Source organism: Prochlorococcus sp. G4PB17 (assembly GCF_059772445.1).
This window is the reverse complement of the sequence record NZ_CM186288.1, coordinates 76,791-97,660: the sequence shown is the minus strand read 5'-3', so window position 1 is coordinate 97,660 and position 20,870 is coordinate 76,791. Positions and strand designations below refer to the sequence as shown.

At 32.2% G+C, this 20,870-nt stretch carries 20 protein-coding genes and 1 tRNA gene; 9 read left to right on the top strand and 12 right to left on the bottom strand.

Translation table 11 applies throughout. From position 1 onward, the window contains the following. Positions 1-84 precede the first annotated feature (84 nt). Positions 85-348: an RNA recognition motif-containing protein gene (locus AC6EJB_RS00475; RefSeq protein ID WP_498491689.1), complete on the top strand. Its 264-nt coding sequence runs from the start codon at positions 85-87 to the stop codon at positions 346-348. A 50-nt stretch (positions 349-398) separates the two neighbouring features. Here AC6EJB_RS00475 and AC6EJB_RS00470 read toward each other — a convergent pair whose 3' ends face one another. Then, positions 399-593, bottom strand: a complete 195-nt coding sequence (locus AC6EJB_RS00470; RefSeq protein WP_011293625.1) for a hypothetical protein — start codon at positions 591-593, stop codon at positions 399-401. 201 nt (positions 594-794) lie between these two features. Here AC6EJB_RS00470 and AC6EJB_RS00465 point away from each other — a divergent pair. Then, a tRNA-Ser gene (locus AC6EJB_RS00465) sits at positions 795-881 on the top strand. A 337-nt stretch (positions 882-1,218) separates the two neighbouring features. Next, positions 1,219-1,389 carry a hypothetical protein gene (locus tag AC6EJB_RS00460; RefSeq protein WP_498491688.1) on the top strand — a complete coding sequence of 57 codons (171 nt, stop codon included), beginning with the start codon at positions 1,219-1,221 and terminating at the stop codon, positions 1,387-1,389. Between the two features lie 37 nt (positions 1,390-1,426). On the opposite strand, the gene AC6EJB_RS00455 is transcribed toward AC6EJB_RS00460, so the two are convergent. Both AC6EJB_RS00455 and AC6EJB_RS00450 read right to left on the bottom strand, forming a co-directional pair. After that, entirely contained in the window at positions 1,427-3,523 is a 2,097-nt protein-coding gene (locus AC6EJB_RS00455) for an ArnT family glycosyltransferase (protein ID WP_498491687.1), read from the bottom strand. 8 nt (positions 3,524-3,531) lie between these two features. Next, positions 3,532-4,002 carry a pentapeptide repeat-containing protein gene (locus AC6EJB_RS00450; RefSeq protein WP_498491685.1) on the bottom strand — a complete coding sequence of 157 codons (471 nt, stop codon included), beginning with the start codon at positions 4,000-4,002 and terminating at the stop codon, positions 3,532-3,534. 368 nt (positions 4,003-4,370) lie between these two features. Between AC6EJB_RS00450 and AC6EJB_RS00445 the strand changes: the two genes are divergently transcribed. Beyond that, positions 4,371-6,014, top strand: a complete 1,644-nt coding sequence (locus tag AC6EJB_RS00445; protein ID WP_498491684.1) for a GMC oxidoreductase — start codon at positions 4,371-4,373, stop codon at positions 6,012-6,014. On the opposite strand, the gene AC6EJB_RS00440 is transcribed toward AC6EJB_RS00445, so the two are convergent. Both AC6EJB_RS00440 and AC6EJB_RS00435 read right to left on the bottom strand, forming a co-directional pair. Further along, on the bottom strand, positions 6,004-6,273 hold the full coding sequence (locus AC6EJB_RS00440; RefSeq protein ID WP_498493056.1) for a DUF2811 domain-containing protein: 270 nt from the start codon (positions 6,271-6,273) through the stop codon (positions 6,004-6,006). The genes AC6EJB_RS00445 and AC6EJB_RS00440 overlap by 11 nt on opposite strands. A gap of 387 nt (positions 6,274-6,660) precedes the next feature. Further along, positions 6,661-7,674 carry a sirohydrochlorin chelatase gene (locus AC6EJB_RS00435; protein ID WP_498491683.1) on the bottom strand — a complete coding sequence of 338 codons (1,014 nt, stop codon included), beginning with the start codon at positions 7,672-7,674 and terminating at the stop codon, positions 6,661-6,663. Between the two features lie 149 nt (positions 7,675-7,823). On the opposite strand from AC6EJB_RS00435, the gene AC6EJB_RS00430 reads away from it, so the two are divergent. Beyond that, positions 7,824-9,029, top strand: a complete 1,206-nt coding sequence (locus AC6EJB_RS00430) for an FAD-binding protein (protein ID WP_498491682.1) — start codon at positions 7,824-7,826, stop codon at positions 9,027-9,029. 56 nt (positions 9,030-9,085) lie between these two features. On the opposite strand, the gene AC6EJB_RS00425 is transcribed toward AC6EJB_RS00430, so the two are convergent. Genes AC6EJB_RS00425 through AC6EJB_RS00405 form a run of 5 tightly spaced genes read right to left on the bottom strand, consistent with a single transcriptional unit; the run spans position 9,086 to position 14,846 of the window. After that, on the bottom strand, positions 9,086-9,979 hold the full coding sequence (locus AC6EJB_RS00425; protein WP_498491681.1) for a homoserine O-succinyltransferase: 894 nt from the start codon (positions 9,977-9,979) through the stop codon (positions 9,086-9,088). Positions 9,980-10,001: 22 nt separating this feature from the next. Then, positions 10,002-11,327: an O-acetylhomoserine aminocarboxypropyltransferase/cysteine synthase family protein gene (locus tag AC6EJB_RS00420; RefSeq protein ID WP_498491680.1), complete on the bottom strand. Its 1,326-nt coding sequence runs from the start codon at positions 11,325-11,327 to the stop codon at positions 10,002-10,004. 53 nt (positions 11,328-11,380) lie between these two features. Next, positions 11,381-12,076, bottom strand: a complete 696-nt coding sequence (locus AC6EJB_RS00415) for a hypothetical protein (protein WP_498491679.1) — start codon at positions 12,074-12,076, stop codon at positions 11,381-11,383. Between the two features lie 54 nt (positions 12,077-12,130). Further along, a complete protein-coding gene (locus AC6EJB_RS00410; protein WP_498491677.1) occupies positions 12,131-13,294 on the bottom strand; it encodes a phosphotransferase in 1,164 nt (387 codons plus the stop codon). A gap of 10 nt (positions 13,295-13,304) precedes the next feature. Next, on the bottom strand, positions 13,305-14,846 hold the full coding sequence (locus AC6EJB_RS00405; protein WP_498491676.1) for a DUF8648 domain-containing protein: 1,542 nt from the start codon (positions 14,844-14,846) through the stop codon (positions 13,305-13,307). A gap of 168 nt (positions 14,847-15,014) precedes the next feature. On the opposite strand from AC6EJB_RS00405, the gene stpA reads away from it, so the two are divergent. Then, the gene (gene stpA / locus AC6EJB_RS00400) at positions 15,015-16,208 is read left to right on the top strand and encodes a glucosylglycerol 3-phosphatase (RefSeq protein WP_498491675.1); all 1,194 of its coding nucleotides are present in this window, start codon (positions 15,015-15,017) and stop codon (positions 16,206-16,208) included. Between the two features lie 89 nt (positions 16,209-16,297). Further along, on the top strand, positions 16,298-17,242 hold the full coding sequence (arsS, locus tag AC6EJB_RS00395; RefSeq protein WP_498491674.1) for an arsenosugar biosynthesis radical SAM (seleno)protein ArsS: 945 nt from the start codon (positions 16,298-16,300) through the stop codon (positions 17,240-17,242). 7 nt (positions 17,243-17,249) lie between these two features. On the opposite strand, the gene AC6EJB_RS00390 is transcribed toward arsS, so the two are convergent. Beyond that, entirely contained in the window at positions 17,250-17,714 is a 465-nt protein-coding gene (locus tag AC6EJB_RS00390; RefSeq protein WP_498493054.1) for a Fur family transcriptional regulator, read from the bottom strand. Positions 17,715-17,848: 134 nt separating this feature from the next. Between AC6EJB_RS00390 and AC6EJB_RS00385 the strand changes: the two genes are divergently transcribed. Next, positions 17,849-18,463: an isochorismatase family protein gene (locus AC6EJB_RS00385; protein ID WP_498491672.1), complete on the top strand. Its 615-nt coding sequence runs from the start codon at positions 17,849-17,851 to the stop codon at positions 18,461-18,463. Positions 18,464-18,528: 65 nt separating this feature from the next. After that, entirely contained in the window at positions 18,529-19,545 is a 1,017-nt protein-coding gene (locus tag AC6EJB_RS00380) for a mechanosensitive ion channel family protein (RefSeq protein WP_498491671.1), read from the top strand. Positions 19,546-19,552: 7 nt separating this feature from the next. On the opposite strand, the gene AC6EJB_RS00375 is transcribed toward AC6EJB_RS00380, so the two are convergent. Next, on the bottom strand, positions 19,553-20,575 hold the full coding sequence (locus AC6EJB_RS00375; RefSeq protein WP_498491669.1) for an SDR family NAD(P)-dependent oxidoreductase: 1,023 nt from the start codon (positions 20,573-20,575) through the stop codon (positions 19,553-19,555). Between the last annotated feature and the right edge of the window lie 295 nt (positions 20,576-20,870).

Below are 20,870 nucleotides of genomic sequence, written 5' to 3'. Positions count from 1 at the left end.
ATTTTCAAAAAAGTTTTAAAGATAATTGTCCAAATGAGAAAAATTAGCTAACTATTAAATAGGTATTGTGCTCCTTAAATTTAAATGACTACGACTGATAAACCATTAAATATAAATGGCACAAGTACTAATGATGCACTTATCGATCAACTCAGGGCTTGTAAAAGCCCTGATGAAATACTGAAGTTCGAAAAGTGGTTCAATTCGAATATTGAATCTGACAAACTTTACAAAAGAATTTGTCAACTACTGAAAAATAGAAGTATTTCTAGAGCATTAGGGTCAAAATGGCTCCTAACACTTATTGAAGATAGAGAAAAAACTATAAATAAGTTGTCGGTAAAATAAGTTCTTATTTAGGTCTAACAGTCCAAAATCAACTGTATGTTCCTCTCAATTTAGAAAGGAAAAGGTCCTGATGCCCCGCTTGAAGCAGTAAAGCCCGAAAGAGCCCAAATCCCAAAGGAAAAAAGTGCACATCCAATAAAAAACATCAAATGAGCTACATAACGATATTTCTCTTTTTGACTAATACCACCCTCCATAGGAAGGTCTCCAAGGAAACGAGATTGTGGGCTCTTGTTGCTGGCCATGAATGTGATTTACCAATGTCTGAAATTATTGCACAAATAACCTCATTGACATTTATGCATACTGAGAATCTATAGGTTCTGAAATTTTTAAAGGTCTAAAATAATCTTCTTTGAAACTGAGTTAGTAGCAAAGAGGAATGAAATTCTTGTTTGAGCAATTTTTTTTAAGATTTAAGATGCTAATAAGGTAAAATTTTAAGTGGAGAGTTGGTCGAGTGGTTTATGGCTCTAGTCTTGAAAACTAGCATGGGGGCAACTCCATCGGGGGTTCGAATCCCCCACTCTCCGTTCCTTATTGGAGAGTTTGGAAGTATTTAATTAAATGCTTGTCCCTTTAATTTGATACATAAGTCTAAACATTAGGTAAATTAATCAACGAAACTTAAAAATGATTTATTTTAGTTGCTACTAATATAAGCAAAACAAATATTTAATGCCTACAAGAACGCCATAATTCTCATGATTCTTTTATTTTTTCGTTAAGGTAATTTTGAAAAATTGGTTTTTTAGATTTTTAAGTTACTGATCAGATATCTATCGAAGCAACCCAGTAAATCTCAAAGATTTATTAGATTGCTCACCTTAAAAAGCTGAGGAACCCATACCTTACATAATTAATCCAAAAATGAAAGAAGAGCGTTACTTAAAAGACAGAGAAGCAATTGTAAGGGCTGACATTTGGAAAGAGATTACATCTTCATGCAAAGGGCTTAGAACTGAACTTGGTTATACAAATCCCCAAATAGTTGATTTTCTAAAAGAAATAACAAAAACATTTGAAAGAGACCAACTCTGAATCCTCCAGCTAGAAATTGAGAATTTATCTCAAACTTCTATTTTTCCATTGGTTTTAAAGCTTGATCAATACTTGTTACTGCATTCGGTACACTTTTTGAAGCAGATTTTAAGCGCCAAAAGGCTCCTCGAAAGACTGCACTAACATCACCCAAACTTTTTAGGAAGTAATTAGGATTTCTCTTATGAGCTTTATCTGCTATTGAAGAAGCCTTCCAAGGATTCCAAGAGGCTAGATTAACAATAGTTCTGTAAGCACTTGGCCAGGGATTATTCGGCAACACAATCTCTAAATTTCTTAGATAAATATCAGCTTCAGACGGCCTATTAGATAATATCTTAAGAAGAGATAAAGACCACAAATATTCAACATTTTCGGGGTCTGAACTTATTTTGGATAACGCCTTATCTCTAACTATATTTTGATATTTAAAATGCCCATCAAGCATATGTTCTATTTCTATTTCATCAAAAATCAATTTAATGCCTAATGGACCTTTTCCCATTCCATTTGCTAGTTCAATAAATCTATTATGAAATTCAGTTTTCCTAAGTGAACTTGAACTTCGCTTCCATAAAGAATAGCTTCCTTCTTTTTCTCTAGGAAATTCTCGAACTTTAATAAAAAGAGAACTATCTCTAATCGCTTTATCTAAAACTATTGAATTACTTGAAACTGAGCCTTGATCTCCCTCAGCCAAAATAATCCAATTAGAATGTTTAAGAACAGGTTCTATATGCAAAAGAGATTGACCAAGTTGTCTGCCTAAGATATTTCCACCTTTCATTCTCCCAAAATAACTTACATTGTGCTGATTAATATCTGGAGTACTAGGAACAACAATAACTGTTTCTTTGGTATCGAAAGCTTGATCTGATTTAACGATCGAGATAATATTTTTAACAGGATAATATTTATTTGAAATAGTTTCTAAAGTATTAAACTTATTAACAGAATTGGAAAAGAGAAAGCTTATTGGAGGAATCAGTAATAAGCCATAATATTTGAATTTAAAATAAGTACCTAGCCAATCATTCCACTTAGCGAATCCAAGGGCTAACAGTAAAATAATTAACGGGATAGTACATGCAATATATCTTTCATCCTTGTTAGGAATAAAAGTTGTAAAAGTCCAACATGTAACTAAATTATATAAGATCCATGTCCATTTATAAAAATTACAATCAAAACAGTCAACTGATTTTTCTGATACTCTTAAAGATCTTATGTAGCTTAAAAAGATAAATAGTATACCCGAAAATCCAGTAAAAAAAACCATACTTCCAAATTGATTATCTAAATATGGGAAATACCAGAAAATACTTTTTAAACCCAAAATAGATGGATCACCTTCTATCGATGCCGACTCAAATACAGCTCTGTAAGTTCCACTTAATATCATTATCCAATTGTGATAAAACCAAGGTAATATTGCTAAAAGATTGATAAGAAAAAAGCATAAAAATTGTAATTTAAATTTTTTATCTCTTTTAAAAGAAAGAATAAAAATAAATAATAGAGAAGGTATTATAATTAATAATGAACTCTGCTTAATCAATAAAGAGGAAGCGCATGCAAAAGAGGAGATTATCAATTGAATCCATTTGCCTCCGATAGATTTATCACTCCACCTTCCTAGATGAAACAAATAAAATGTAATAGCAGAGATTAAAGGCAACTCCAAAACATAATCAGTCCTTAGTTCAAATAAGAAAGGAGAGAATGCGCTAATTAGTACACAAAAAAGTGCAAATTTTTTTCCTCTCAAATAAAGTCCCCACGAAGCAATATTAAAGATAAAAAATCCATTCCAAAGACTTAAGGACCAGGCAGCTTTATGAGGGGCATCACCAGCAAAGGCAATTATGGCTCCATTGATTATTGAGGCCAAAGGAGGAATCTTTGGAGACTTATCGAGAAAAGAACTAAAGTCTGACGCCCTATCTCCATCCAAAAAAGAGAGTGCACGCGCATGGTCTAGGGCACTATTGAGATAATCAGCCTGATCCCATGAAGGAGTATTGCTATAAAAATTCCACCAAATCCGATCAGCCAGGGTGGATATAGTCCATATAAGTAAAACTGAAACCCAAAAAATATATTTAGAGTGATTAGTATTTTTCTTCAAAAGCATCCTATTTATTAACAATCTAATGTCTCACTAGTCTTTTTATTAGTGACACTATTTATCCCATCTGCGATAATACATAGCTTGTTTTTAACATCATTTGCAATTAATACATCAGTAAAATCGGCTCCTTTAATAATAACATTTTCAAATTTAGCATTATAAGCAAAAGCACCTTCTAATATGCTATTTGAGAGGTTTGCGCCGTTAAGGATGGCGGCATCCATTGTTACATCTCTCATATTTGTATTACTTAGATTAGCGTTTTCAAGTTTTGCATCAAAAAAGCTAGCTCCTTGAAGATCACTACCTGAAAAATCAGCATTTTGGAGGTCACTTAAGTAGAAAGTCGCGCCTTTCAAATCGGTGTTAGAGAAATCAGCGCCTATCAAGGTTTGCTTTCCATAGTCCAGCGATGCATAAGCTGGCAGAGTAAACATAAAAAATAGAACCGAGCCTACAAAAAAAAGAAGACCTTTAAACATAATTCTCTAATTCCTAACAATGATTATATTTTAATTCAAAAGGGGCTAACAGTTAAATATTGAATTTAATATATATTAAAGCTAAAAAACTACTACTATAATCTCTCCTAAATCATAAAAACTAAACCAAAGTAAATAAATTATTTATTTACCTGAAAATTATTAAGATCAATATAATGATCTTAATAATTTAACAGCCATCAAATAGAAAATATTGCATGCTAAAGTTTTATTAAAAAAAATAAAAACGATATAAGTTAATCAAATTTTCTAACTACCTAAAAACTAACCCTATGATTTAATATATATTTTATGTATCAAAAAATAATTTAAAATCTACCAAATTTTAAATATACAAGTTCCTAGAAATGATTGACAAGCCGTATGAAGTTATAATTGTCGGCTCCGGCGCAACGGGAGGGATGGCTGCGTTAACAATGGCGAAGGCAGGCGTAAGAGTATTAGTAATTGAAAGAGGTCCTGAACTAGAAATCAAGCAGGCAAATGGAACTGAGCCTTGCAATCTCATTAGGAGACTGATAGGAGTATCAACTGGAATTTATCAAAATCAACCTCAACATCCAGGTTTCTGGAAATCAAATCCCTTACTATATGCAAACAAAAAAACAAATCCTTACACTCACCCAGCAAAATCTCCATTCATGTGGACGCAAGGAAATCAAGTTGGTGGAAGAAGCCTTACTTGGGGAGGAATAACCTTAAGATTAGCCGACGAAGATTTTAAAGCCTCAAAAGATAAAGAATACAACCTTGAATGGCCTATTAATTATGAAGATCTTGAGTCACATTATTCAGAAATAGAGAGGTTTTTAAAAGTATATGGCAACAAAGATGACCTCAAGCAACTACCTAATGGTGAATATATTGGCAAACTTCCATTCACAGAAAGCGAAGCAAGATTCGCCTCCAACATAAAAGAAAAATTAAATCTTCCCTTCATTCATTCCAGAGGATTTGGGGCGAATACAGATAAAACAAAATGGCCCAGATTTAGCAGTTTAGGTAGCACTTTAAAAGAAGCGGCTAGGTTAGGGAAGGTTGAACTACTTACAAATCATATTGTAGAAAAAATAGTCTTAAATAAGAATAGAAAAGCTGCGAAAAGTCTTATTATAGTAAATCAAAAAAATGGAGAGAGAAGTGAGTTAGAAAGTAAATTAATCATCTTATGTTCATCAACAATACAAACAATTAGAATTCTATTAAGTTCCGAAGAAAGTAATAATTCAAATGGTCTAATTGACCCCTCCAATTCATTGGGTAAGAACTTAATGGATCATATATCAACCTGCAGGTTTTTTAATGTCCCAATTGAAAAGAATTTGACTAACTATTCAGACAAAAATAATAATCATCTTTTAACAGGCGCAGGTAGCTTCTTTATCCCCATCGGGAGAGACAGATCAACTCAAAACAACTTTGTCGGAGGATATGGAATATGGGGAGGAATCGATAGATTTGAGCCTCCAGATATTTTAAAAAAATATAAAAATACAAAAACAGGATTCCTTATTGGTCATGGAGAAGTACTCCCTAATCTTAAAAACACTGTTTCTCTCTCAAAGAGCAAAGATAGATATGATATTTCCATCCCACATATATCAATAGTTTGGCGTGAAAATGAGAAAAGAATGGTCCAAGAAATGAACAAAATGATTGAACTTATTATCAATGCTGGAAAAGGTAAAATTATTCCTGCGAATGAAATCCTAAATATTCCATTTACCAAACAAATTCTAAGTAAATCTGTTGCTACTAAAAAAGAAGCTCCACCCCCTGGTTATTACATACATGAAGTAGGAGGAGCACCAATGGGAAATGACAAAGAAAAGAGCGTTTTAGACAATTGGAATCGGCTATGGGAATGCAGCAATGTATTGGTAGTTGATGGAGCTTGCTGGCCAACTTCATCTTGGCAAAGCCCAACCTTAACAATGATGGCAATAACTAAAAGAGCTTGCGAAAAGGCAATTATCGACTTTAAAGATTAAAAATATCATTCAAATACTTCTCAGTAACAGCCCTGTCATCAGAACCATTTTGAAAAAGAAAATTTGCGATAGCTGAGCTAATAAGTTTGGATTGATCCCAATTCTGGTTTCCACTTATAAAATCCTTCATGCCTACATATAGAGCTTCAGGTACCTCAGCTTCAAGACTTATGGACATAAGGTCCAAGTCATTTTCACAACAACAGAGCTCATCACTTTTTATCGAGTCAATACTAGTTTCAATTTGATTAAACTCCATTTCCTTTTTTAAAAGTTCGAAATTCATGAGATAAGGATCTTAAATTTTGAATAAAACGTCAACGATAAAGAAAAGCTTTACCAAAAATCCAAGACAGCAATAGACTCATCTCATGTCAGGGGTTCTCGAGGAAGCATCTCAAATGAACTAGGTTTATTCGCCTAAGATTGCTAAGTGTAAATTACTATTAAAATATCCATTGAATCCCACAAGCTCTTCACGAAAACAGGGTTTTTAGTTTTTCATAGTGGAAAACTCTTCACTTGTTGTGGAAATCACTTGGGGAAAAGAGCCGGAACTAAACATTAAAAAAATGTATAATTAACGAGTCCCTTGCGTCGCATGCAAGAAAGAGACAAATGATTCTTTAATTTAAACCTATTTTTTTTAGATTTGGCCTTTATTTAAAGAGCGAAGCGTGACAGGTCCAAAAGGATGCTGAGCATGCGGATAAGGAAAATGTTCATGCGAGTGTGTATGTTCTTTATTTTCTGGGGAGATATCTAGACACCCCTCAACATGATCATGGTGACTGACCTGCTCATGTCCAACCTCACTTTCAAAACCTAATAAATTAGAGCGATATTTACATAAAGCACAATTCATAAAATTCTCTCCATTTAACACCTCATGAAATCTCTCTAAAAAAGTATCAATAACTAAATCTTGATCAGACAAATATCTTGCATTTAAGAAATTAATATCAGGGTTTTCTCTTGAGACTCTCAAAGAATGATCTTTTACACGACTTACCAAAACTCCAGAAAAAAGAAAATAAGGTAAAAGAATTACTCTTTTAAACCCTAGTTTTATGGCATGTCTCAAACCAGGTTCAACTAGTGGAAAAGTTACTCCTGAAAAAACGGTTTCTCCCCATCCAAAGCCAAATCCTTCAACAAGCATCCTTGTGATTTTACAAACATTTGAATTTGCATCAGGATCTGAGGAACCCCTCCCAGCTACAACAAGTAATGTTTCTGATAAAGGGAATATTGGATTACTGTCAATTATTTCCTTGACTCTTGCTCCAGCCGCCCCAATCATCAAAGAATTCAGTCCAAGCTCCCTGCCATATTGAATAGTAAGTCCTTTTTCAGCAGAGTACTTATTCAAAACTGCAGGAATATCATTTTTAGTATGTCCCGCTGCGAATAGCATCGCTGGTAAAGCAATGACTCTCTCAACTCCAATATTTCTAAGTTGATCTAAGGCCTCGCTGATTATTGGTCGATTAAATTCTAGGAATCCAAATACAACTGGAATATTAGGTATTCTCAATTTTATTTTTTCGACTACATTAATAAACTCTTCTATGGCTTTAGGGTCTCTACTCCCATGACCGCATAAAACTATACCAATATTCGTTGGATATTTATAAGTGATTGAAGCCGAATAAATCAAAACGCTTTTTAGACAATAATTTACTTTAGTTGAATATAATTTTATAAAATATCAACTTAAGAAATTCATTATAGAAAAAGGAGCAAATTATTAAAAATTTAATATCACTGCAAAATCAAAATTCTAGGGATAGTGATGTCCTTGGAGTTGTGGAGAAAGTCAATTCGGAATTGTTCCAATCACTGCAATCATCCCAAAAAACTTCAGTTCCCTTTTTAGTATCCAGTGGGGGAACCACAAGTAGAGCAGCAGCAGATAAACACTGGATTGTAGACCTAAGAAAAAACTACCAAAACATATTTTTTGATTTTGATCAAAAGTTTGTAGAAATTGAAGCTGGAGTAAAAATGGGAGCTTTATCTGATTTTTTAATTAATCATAAAAGAAGTTTTCCAATTGGTTTATCTGGGAAAACGGGAATGGGGTATATCTTAACTGGTGGAATAAGTCCCCTTAGTAGAAGTAGAGGATTAGCAATTGATCAAATTATAGAAATTAAAGGTTTTTGGGGTAATGGAGAAGAGTTTCATTTATTTAGACCAATGGAATCCAAAGAAATAAATCTTGAATGGAAAGCCCTTTGCGGAGCCGCTATATTTCTTGGCATTATCACAAAAGTAAAATTAAAAACTCAACCATTAAGACCAGTATTAAGTTGGACAGCAAATCTTTCATTATCACAGTTATCAGAATGTCTTAATCAAGCAGAGAACTGGCCTAACTCACTAAGCTTCCAATGGGTTTATGGAGAAAATATTTTTGCACATGCAATTGGTGAGGTGAAAAATACAGATCATGAAGCTCAATTAACTAACTTGTTAGAAAGATTGCCGTTCATGTGTAATCGAATTATTAGTAAATTTACAAGCTTGAATTCTTTACCAACTTTAAGCGCAGGAAATAATATAAATAATAGCTCAAACCATTCTGAGGTAATTGGTTTACTTGGTCCTGCTTGGGAAGAAAAAAATACCAGGGTACTAAAAATAATTAAGGATTTAATAGATAAAAGGCCTAACAAAAGTTGTTATATTGCCTCTCAACAATTAGGAGGTTTAACACATTTAAAAGACATAGATACCTCGTTTATTCATCGTGATGCAATCTGGAAACCTTGGATTAATGGTGCTTGGAAATCCTATGATGAATCAGAGAGAAATAGGACACTGAAATGGATGGAAGAGTCTTGGGATAATCTAGAATTTATATGTCCAGGAGTACACCTTGCACAGATACACCCTCATTTGCAATGGCATCAAAGAGAACTGTCATCAGCATTCAAAGATTGGCTCCCTAAATTACAAGAAATCAAAGCTATTTATGATCCAAATAATGTAATGCCACCTTTGAAATAGTTATCTTTATATTAATCAGTAACCCAATAATCTATACACCAATAAAGCAAAAAAAATTAGACACTTAAGCTCACATGTTGGTAACAGAACCACAACCATTGTTGGAATAATAAGTTACGATGGGATCGCCACGAAGTTTTTGATTTGTCCAAATCAAAATTTTCTGGCGGAGGCACGTCACCTCTTTTTCTATCTCTTTCCATCTCAGATTTTAATCGGTCAACGTTATATTCAGGATGTCCTAAGTGAATCAATTGCTTTTGATCTGGAGTTTCAAAAATTGTATATCCTACTTTCTCTCCATGAGCCAATAGTCTTAACCTACCTTCTTTTTCTGCTTTCTCCATTTCAAAGTCTAATAAGCCAGCATGCCTACTCTGGGGACAGAAAAATTCGTCATCTTGCGTTCCCATTAAAGAATGACCAGGGACAAGGCTCCTCAAAGGATATACACCAAAAAGTTTTTTATTAAAATTCTTTTTCTCTACTCCAGCTAAATAGGCCATTGCAAAACCAGCCCAACACAAACCTAAAGTACTTGCACATTTCAATTTCGCTTCTTCAATTAGATTTACTAATTCTTTCCAGTAATTGACTTCTTCAAAAGGCAGGTGTTCCACAGGTGCTCCAGTAATAATCAACCCATCTAAAGGTGTTGGAGTCATTGCCTCCTCCCAATGAACATATAAATTTTTTAGATGTTCTAAATCCCAAGTTCTATATGAGTGAGATTTTAATCTTATCCAAATAGGTTCTATTTGAAGAGGAGAAAGGCCTAACGGGTGCAATAAATTAAATTCATATTGCTTTCCCAAAGGCATAATATTCAATATCCCAATCCTAAGAGGTCTAATATCTTGTCTTTCTGCTAATTCAGGCTCAATCCATGAAATATGATTTTTTTCAATTGAAGAAATTTTATGATAACTACGAGGAAGTATTAAAGCCATATCTATATACCTCCTGGGAAAATCAAATTAAATTTAGAGCCTGCTCAAAATCCTCTAAAATATCATCAATATGTTCTATGCCAACAGACACTCTTACCATAGTCGGAGTAACACCAGCGGACAACTGTTCTTCGGGTGATAATTGTTGATGAGTTGTTGAAGCAGGATGAATTACTAATGTTTTTGCATCTCCTACGTTTGCTAGATGACTAGAAAGTTTCAAAGAGTTTATAAAAGTTACAGCATCATCAAAGCCCCCTTTCAGAGAGAAAATCAACATCGAACCTTTTCCTCTATTAGTCATATAAGAAGAGGCTCTTGAATGATATTTATCCGTTGGCAAGCCTGGATAACTAACGTTATCAACTTTTGAATGATCATCTAACCACTTAGCCAATGAAAGAGCATTAGAGCAATGTCTTTCTATTCTTAAACTTAATGTTTCTAATCCTTGAAGTAATAAAAATGAATTAAACGGACTAATTGCAGGGCCCCAATCTCGCAACCCCTCTAACCTAGCTCTTAGAGCAAACGCAATATTTCGATCTGAAGGAACTCCAAGCATTCCACAAATATCACTCCCAAATCCAAAAGCATCCCAATGAACTAAACCATGATAAGCCGCACTTGGTTGACTCATTAAAGGATATTTTCCATTTCCCCAGTCAAAAGTTCCTGCATCAACAATTACTCCTCCAAGACTAGTACCATGACCTCCTATCCATTTTGTAGCACTTTGAACAACTACATCTGCCCCATGTTCAATAGGGCGAATTAAAGCTCCAGCAGCACCTAAAGTGTTATCAACAATTAAAGGAATATTTTTCGATTTAGCTAATTGCGATAGACCGTCAAAATCAGGAATATTAAACCTAGGATTCCCCATAGACTCTACATAAATTGCTTTTGTAGATGAGTCAATTTGTTTTTCAAAGCTTTCTGCATCATCGCCATCAGCAAACTTGACATTAATCCCTAAACGCGGAAATTGAACTTTAAATTGGTTGTAGCTTCCTCCATACAAAAACGATGTTGAAACAAAGCTATCTCCTGCGGTAAGGAAATTGGAAATCGCAATGAATTGTGCAGACTGTCCTGATGCTGTAGCTAAAGCTGCTACCCCTCCTTCAAGCGCTGCAATTCTTTTTTCAAAAACATCCGTTGTAGGATTCATCAAGCGAGTATAGATATTTCCAAATTCCTTCAATCCAAATAAGTTCGCTCCATGATCTACATCGTTAAAAACATATGAACTTGTCTGATAAATAGGAACCGCTCTAGAATTGGTAACAGGATCTGGTACTTGGCCTGCGTGCAACTGAAGAGTTTCAAAACGTTGGGAAGTCAAAGAATTAATTATCTCTTATTTCTTTTTAGCCACATAAGTTGTGAAATGGCTACTTAACTTATCCAATCATTAGGAGGTAAAGATTTATCTGACTCTGCTAATGATGGCAAATTATCTTTTATAAAAGATAAAAGCTTTTCATTTACTTTTTTACGAAATTCCAAAACGGATGATTTATTAATAATTTGATAGTCTTGATTACTTTCATAATCATTATCTCTAAGAGATCTCCAACTAGAGTTTTCGCCACTCGATTTGGCATTATCCAGCGCCCCTTGGAAATCAAATTGCTTTGTAATAATTGATTCTTTATAGATTTCTAAAGCTATTTTGACCAAATCCTCCCTAATAGGACCAATTAATTTAGCTTTAATAGTATCCGGCAAGCCTAAGACTGGCTCAAAATAATCAATTACTCTAAGTTCTTCCTCTAGGAAAATAGGCCAAACCCCTCGCATACCCTCTTCTAAATTTTCATTTGACTCAAAACTATTCATCTCATTTAGGAAGAACTGAATCCAGCAATAATATGATTTTTCTTTGAGCGGTTTTTTTACTGATACTTTATTTTTGGAAATTTCAGGTAATAAAGATTCTGCTTTTCGAAGAAACAACCTATCTTCTCTCTCTAAATTTATGGAACCCCATCTTTGTCTGTAATCCCATAATTCAATATATTTGTACAAATCTTCCTGATTCCAACCTAATTGTTTAAGCTCATCGGCCCTATGGGTTAATTCCTTTGCCACAAGAAAAAATAAATAACAAATTCACTTTAGTGACAAGTTGGCATATCTGAAACCCTAAACAATTTTTTGTACATCTGAGTAAAAAGTTGATTTTGAAGAAATCCCTATTTCGTAAAGTGAATTTGACAAAATAGGAATTTGAGTAACGAAACTGGCAAGCAATCGATGTTGAACTTCTGCTCTATATAGATTCTGTGTTGGATATTTAATTTTAAAATATATATTTGATCGTAAAAAGTCAGTCAGAAATCTAATAGTTAATTCAATCATTATCAAATAAATGAATTCAGGAAGGAGTTCAAAACAATAATTACCACTTTTAATTGGTAGTGAGAAATAACCTTTAAGAAAATACATACAACAATTAATATCAAAGCAGACATTATCAATACTATCTGGATCCTCACCAGCCTTATTACAAATTGAACGAATACAATCAGCCAGATCCGTAAGTAAATAGCCAGAGGAGACAGTATCTAGATCAATCAAAGAAGCAACATATTTATATTGAATGTCAAACAGAAAGTTACTTAGCTTAGGATCACCATGTATGACATTATAATCTATTGATTTTTTCTTTAAAAGTCCTAATATATATTCAACATATACAATGTGCTTAGATAAACTAAGTATTAATTCTTGAAGCCTTTTATTAACATGCTCATCTAGTTTAAAAAATTCATAATCATTTAGGCTTATATAAAACTGATCAATAAAGTACTTCGTATTGTGGAAATAATTAATACTACTTTTTAAATTTTTAAAATCAAAGTCGGAACATGATAAATGAAACTTAGCAAGGCCAAGACCAGTTTGATAAGCCATTAATTTATCATCTAATATGTCAAAACTAAAAGTATCTTCTATATAAACCATTGCTCGCCAAAAGTCACCATCAAAAGGATATAGAAAAAGGTTATTAGAAGTACACCTTATTAAACTTGGGACCTCCCACCTTTGAGAGTAAAAGTTAAGATCATTTTTATTTATTTTTTTCTTAATATGATCTGTTATTAATTTATGATTAATATTAACTATTTCAGGTGATTCAAATATATTACTAAGACACTGTAAAATATATTTAGACTTTTTACCATAACTTAAATGTTCAACAATATACGTTTTATTTATAAGACCAGAATCTAGCAAATCTATCTTTAAAACTGTACTATTATTAAAAAATTTCTTTGAAATGAAATTTATTTTTTTAAAATCCATATAATTTATTTTATAAATTATATTCCATTAAATAAGTTTCTATATAATCAATAACCTTTTTATAAGTTTTCTTATCTGAAGATTCTAGAGGATTATCAAAATCAATCTCAGTTAATTCAAAAACTGATCGATCTTTATCGGTTAATAACTTTACTACAAAATCAATGGAAGATTGTAAATGAAAATTATTTAGAGAATTAGATATTTTTTTGCTCTGACATGATTTAACAGATTCTTGACAATAATTAGCTAATTCACGACTACTAATTAAAACATTATAAATATCAGGTTTAATCTCTTCAGGAGCCATTATGCACATGAATAGAAGATTTATCATTGATGCATTATTAATAGGTATTGAATATTTTCTCAAGATATATGGCCAATAATTTAAAGAATTTATTCCTTCTAAAGCTCCCCTTTTAAGACCAGCGTCTTCGCACCATTCTATAAACTCCTCTATCCCTTTTGGGCATCTTTTATACTGAATCATCTTCTCTGCGAGGACTTCACCAGCTTGAAAATTCCTAGTTGGTTTACCACTTACAGGAAGCATCATACTCCCTCTCACGTCGGCGACCATGGCTGTCAATTGAGTAAAAGTATGATCTCTTACCTGAGTAAAATCACCATCCTTAAGGAGGGACGCCTCTATACGTTGGACACTATATCCAAGTTCAGTAATAGGAAAGGGTTGTTTTGTATATAAGTTCTCCCTGTCTGATCGACTCATAGAAACATAGGCTGCCTGATCTAAACATTGATCTAATAATAGGGTCAATAAAGTTGGAAGTAATCCAGGATTATTCTTATGAAAAGTATGACCAAAACCCGCTAAAATAGAAGATATATTTTTGGCAGCTTTTATATATTGCCCCTCAACGTTATGTATGCCTGCAGAAACCTGAATATTTGGTGAAATTTTATTTAATAGTTTTGCACCTAATATTGCATTCATCGCATCTGGATGGCAAAAATTAGCAGTAAAACTATCTAATGGATTTCGAAGAGCTCCATGTCGATGAAACCCTGAAAAGAAAGCCAGGTTGTTTAATTTCTCGCACAAAACAAAAGATTCATTCAAGTTATAATCATGGCAAAATGAACCAACCAAGCATGCAAGTACAACATTATCTCGATTAAGCTCTTTTTTAAGTTTAAATGCTAAATTAACATCATTTATTATATGTTTACTATTTGAACTTAAAACAACTAATTCACAGTTAACTATTAAATCCTTAAGAGTATTATATCTTACTGATTTATTATCATTTGAAATGGCCATTGATTCAATTTTATTTTTAACACTGTCATCCATTTCAGAGAGATCAATATGAGAAAAAGCTCCTAAAATTTCTCTCCCGTCCCTAGGGGCTAAAAGAATATTATATCCTTCATTTTGCAAGGCACAGTTATAGGCAAGAGAGGCAGGGTAAAGACCGACACTATAAAATCCTACTTTTCCATTCAAAACCTCTCTGATTCTTATAGTTACAGACTCACTTGAATAAGGCTCGGCAAAGAAGCTATTACTTAAATTCTTATCAAACACTGTTTATTTGCATTCAATTACATTATATACAATAATAAGGAAATTATAAAATAGTTTTTATTAGACTGAATATATATCTATATACTTATTTAAGAATAAGAACTGACAAGAAAGTGTATATTAATTAAAGCCTGAGTAAGATAATATTTAAAGGCTTCTTTTATGAAAATGTTCAAGACAAAAGAAGAAGTTATTGACATTATAATAAATGAACAAAACATCCTAATAGTTCAGGATCTTGACGGCGTTTGTATCCCACTAGTTCAAGACCCACTCAAAAGAGAGATCAATAAAGAATATGTGAAGGACGTTTCCAGATTAAAAGAGAAGTTTGCAGTCCTAACCTGCGGGGAGCATGAAGGCAGAAGAGGCGTTAATCGTTTAGTAGAGAAGGCACTTAATTCAAAAACTTTAGCAAAAGAAAATGGCTTTTACTTACCTGGCCTTGCGGCGTGTGGAGTTGAATTGCAAGATAGATTTAGTAACTTATCTCATCCAGGGCTCAAAGATAATGAAATTAACTTTTTATCAGAAGTTCCAAAAATGATGCGATCAATGTTAACTTATGAATTAAAAAAATTCTTACCAAATCTTTCAAATGATTTTAGAAATAAATTAATTGATGTAGCTGTATGTGATACACGATTTACTCCCACTCTAAACTTTAATGAAATTTTTAACAATGTTAAAAATGATTTTGAAAAAGTTAAAGATTTGCAATTGATTATGGAGAAAATAATGAATAATTTACTAGAAGAGTCTAAAAATAATGGTTTAGATAACTCTTTTTATCTGCATTTGATGCCAAATCTAGGGATAAGAGATGGCAAAGAGATAATGAAATATTCAACTCAAAAAGAATTCGGAACAACAGACATTCAGTTCATTATAAAAGGTGCAATAAAAGAAGCAGGTCTTTTATTACTATTAAATAAATACATAGAAAATAAAACCGGCATTTATCCTTTCGGTGAAAACTTTAACGTCAGGAATGCCCCAAAGACACATAATAAATTAATAGAACTTTGCAGAGATAAAATTCCTAATGATCAAATGCCACTACTAATAGGTATTGGCGATACAGTAACCTCTGTCAAAAGTAATAAAGATAATTCTTGGTTAAGAGGTGGGAGCGATAGAGGTTTTTTAACATTGATCCAAAGGTTGGGAGAGTCATATAAGAAAGATAATCAAGTTGTATTTGTTAACAGCTGCAACAATCAGGTATTAAGGCCAAGAATTAATGGAACTGATATGACAGGCATTAGCGATCCTAATGATGATTTAAAATTCAATATGATTATCAATGATGGTCCAAAAGAATATATAGAATGGTTTAAACAATTAGCTAGTAACTTTTAACTTATTAGTAAAAAAAATTATAAAATATTCCCGTTTTAATAAATATTTTAATTATAATGAGTTTTAATGCTAGATACATATAGATCTCTATGGAGATGACTAAAGCAAAATTTCCAAAAATCAAGAGAGACTATCTTAATACTTTGCAAATAAATATTGGTTATAAATGTAATCAAGCCTGTAGTCATTGTCACGTTAATTCTAGTCCAAGCAGAACAGAAATGATGAGCGACGATATTATAAATCTTATACCTAAAGTTATAAAGGTTAATAATATTAAGCTATTAGATATTACAGGAGGAGCGCCTGAACTTCACCCTAAATTTAAACATTTAGTAAGAGAAGTACGTAGTCTTGATGTTGAAGTAATGGACAGGTGTAATTTAACAATACTTACAGAGCCAGGTTATGAAAATTTAGCAAGTTTTTTAGCATCAAATAAGGTACAAATAACTGCGTCACTGCCCTGTTATCTCGAGGATAATGTAGACAAACAACGAGGAAAAGGTGTTTTTGAAAAAAGTATATTAGCTCTTAAACAGCTTAACAATTTTGGTTACGGCATAAAAGATCAAGGTCTACTTTTGAATCTAGTTTATAATCCAAGTGGTCCACAACTTCCACCATCTCAAAAAGAATTAGAAGATAATTATAGACTAGAACTAAAAGAAAGGTATGGTATTTTTTTCTCGAATTTATTTGTTTTAGCTAATATGCCAATTAATAGATATGAAAACTATTTAAATATAATTGGAAAACTAGAAGAATATAATAAATTACTTAAAGATAGTCATAATCCAGGAAATCTTAACTCAGTAATGTGTAGAACAACTCTGAGTGTTGACTGGAAAGGTTATCTATATGATTGTGATTTTAACCAACAATTAGGAATAAAGAAAAATGGTAGGATTAATCACTTGAATGATCTATTGATTCCACTTGTCTCTTTAAAGAATAATCCTATTTCAGTAGGGAATCATTGTTATGGCTGCACCGCTGGAGCTGGTTCGAGTTGTGGTGGAGAATTAAGTTAAAAAAAGTTTATTTATTAAGACAAATTGGACATAATGCCCTTACGTTTAACGATGACTCCAATAATTTAAATCCGAATTTTTCAGCTGCTGCTTTACCAGCATTAATAACATCATTATTTTCAAACTCTTCTGTTCTACCACAACGAATACAAATCAAATGATGATGATCTGGATGATCATGACTAAGCAATTCGAACCTATTGCCTCCCTCACTTAAATCAAGTTCATTAAGGAAAGTCATCTTGACCAAGAGTCTTAAGGTTCTGTAAATAGTCGCAAGAGAAATCTTCTCCCCAGATATAGTCAATTTGGAATGTACTTCCTCCGCACTGAGATGAATTCCAGAGCCAATCTCTTCAAATAAAGAAAGAACCTTTTTCCTTTGAGGGGTCATTCTTTTGCCATCTGATCGAAGACCAGATTCAAGAGGAGAAGGATGGGTTCGAAAGGAAGGAGGAGAAATCAATATCAGCTTTATTTTCTCAATAGTCTAGCGTAATGAGAACAGCGTGCAACCAAGTGAAGACTTACTCAGAGTGGTTTTGAAAGAAATGATGTATATGTTTATCAGATCATTTATATTTAAATAAACAGAAAAACTCTAAAATGAATCAATCTTTAAAAAAAGATTTATCCACAATCAATGTAAATAATAATAATAATAACAAAATAATAGTAGAGGATGAAACATTATTACTTATAATAGATATGCAACAAAAGCTTATAAACAATATTAAAGATAATCAACTATTAATTTTTAATATTAAAAAGCTTATCGATACCTGCAATTTGCTTAATGTTCGCATAGCTATTACGGAACAAAATCCATTGAAGCTTGGGCAGACTATAGAGTCAATTTCAAACAATAATAAATATCCTAAATTTGAAAAAATGGAATTTAGTTGTAGTAAGAATAAGAACTTTATAAATTATATAAATGAATATAATTTTAAAAATATAATAGTTTGTGGAATTGAGAGTCATATATGTATTCTTCAGACATCAATTGATCTTTTACAAAAAGGGTTAAACATACTAATCCCACGAGATGCTATTGGAAGTAGAAATAAAATAGATAATGATACTGCATTTTTAAGGGTTATATTATCTGGTGCAGTTGCTTCCACGACTGAAAGTCTAATATGTGAATTATGTAAAACCTCTGATAGAAAAGAATTTAGGGAGGTTAGTAAAATTATGAAAAAATCATTTTCAAATTAAATAATTAGAAAAAATCTAGACAAATCATTTTTTTCAGGCAGTCTGAAGAAAAGTAATCTGACATCATGGATGATTTTTATAAAAACATTATTATTTCATTACTTACTTTTAGTATAGGTTGCATTATTTCCCTGGTTAGTCCAAAGATCCTAAAGAAGATTTTAAGGAGAATAACCTCTGCAACACAAAGCAAAACAGATGACTACATAGCTACTCTTTTAATTGAGACTATTAAACCTTTAGGATTTATCTTAAGTTTCATAGTTGCATGGAAAGTCTTACTAATTGGTGGAATAGTAGATAAGACCTTAATTGGTATTAGTAAGTTTCTATGTCTTATTTATATTGTCAGATTTGTTAATAGAGTATTTTTGAAAATAATACAAAGATGGGCAAGCAAGATTAACGATCAATCTATCAGCGAAATGATTCGTTCACTTAGTCCAATGGTCGGGGCATCTGTTTGGAGTCTAGGGGTTATTTTTTATCTTCAAAATATGGGTGTTCAAATGGCAGCCATTTGGGCTCTTTTAAGTGCAGGAGGTATAGGAGCTGGACTCGCCTTAAAGGAACCAGTTCAAGAATTCTTTGAATATATAACGATTCTCCTAGATAAACCATTTCAAAGTGGCCAATTTATTCATATTGATGGGATCTGGGCAAAAGTTGAGAGCGTAGGTGTCAGATCCACACGATTAAGAAGTATCAACGGAGAAGCCATAGTAATGAGCAATAGCAGACTCACAAATGGAGTAATATCAAATTATGCTGAGATGAAGAAAAGAAGACTGGTTCATAAATTAGGCGTGGTCTACGAAACTACATATGAACAAACAAAGAACATACCTATGATGATAAAAAATATCGTTGATAAAACGGAAAATGCAATCTTCGACCGATGTCATTTTATCGAATTTGCAAATAGCAGTCTTGATTTTGAACTTGTCTATTACATTCCTACAAGTGATTATCTTCAAGCAATGTCAGCTCAGCAAGAGATTAATCTAGAAATAATGAAGAAGTTCCAAAATGAAAATATTAACTTCGCATATCCAACTCAAACAATTCATGTAAATAAATAAGAGATATTTATCTATTTATCTTATCTATTAGAGATTGCGATAACTCCCACAAATTATCTGACAAGTCTCCTCTTTGGGCATCATTACTGATATCAGCATCTTCAAAAATAAATTTACCTGATGAAATAATTTTATTACTATAATAATTAAAACCAGGTTTTCTATATTTACATAAACAAGTTAGATTGCTTAAAATTAAACCTGCATTTTTATTGGATGTAGTTATTCTTAAAATATCTCTAGCTAAAAAAGCAAATATTATTTGTCCTAATTGATTATATTTTCTGCTATACCTAAAAAATCCTTGGTTATCTCTAGAGATAACCAAGCCTGGAGCCCATGCAATAACAGGAATTAACAATTTCTTTCTCATCAAATTATTACTTAACTTTCTTGCAAAAAGAATATTACATAATTTACTATCTTTATAAGCTTTATCAGCATTAAATTTATTTCCATCAATCATCTCAAAACCTGGTCCAGATTCTAATCCTTTTAAGTTTCCTAAGCTTGCTTTAGATCCTACTTTGCCTCCACCACTATTAGGGTTATGAACTTCTGAAGAGGTAATAATTATTTTCGGATTATTGTTCTTATCTATTAAAGGTAAAATCTTTTGTGTAAGATAAAAATGTGATAGATGATTGACTGCAAAAGTTAATTCAACTCCTTGAGTTGACATCCTAGGTGTTTTTGATCCTGTATATTGAAGACCAGCATTCAAAATTAAAACATCAATTTTCACACGTTTAATTTTAAGTTCAGAACACAAAGAATCAATACTTTTTAAATCAGAAAGATCCATTATGGGAGTATAAATCTTACCTTTCTTAGATAATTCAACTGGATATTGATTAAATATATTAGTAGATACTTCATTCGCTCTAGATATATTTTTACATGGTAAAATTATGTTATGACCAAGGGAAATTAATTTTAAAACTGCTTGATAACCAATACCTGATGAACCACCTGTTATAAAAATAGTTAAAGGTTTATCCTTTTTTGAAATATTTGATTTTTCTTTCATAAATTTTTATTTTCAATGCTAAATGATTATGGAATTAAATTAAATTGTTTATTATTTCAATTTTTAATCAAAAACTCTTCATACATACTTAAAAACAAAATAAAACCATTAAGTTGATAAAAAACATTAATACAATTCATTGTTAATGCCATCACGAGCTATTGTTGATTCTATAGGCATAGGTGTTTAAAGTGGCAATCCAGGGAGACAATCAAATAACTATTTTTTATTCTAAGAAATTAAATCCTATTTTAGGCCGGCTAGTAAAAGGATATAGCCATTTTCCTCAAGAGGA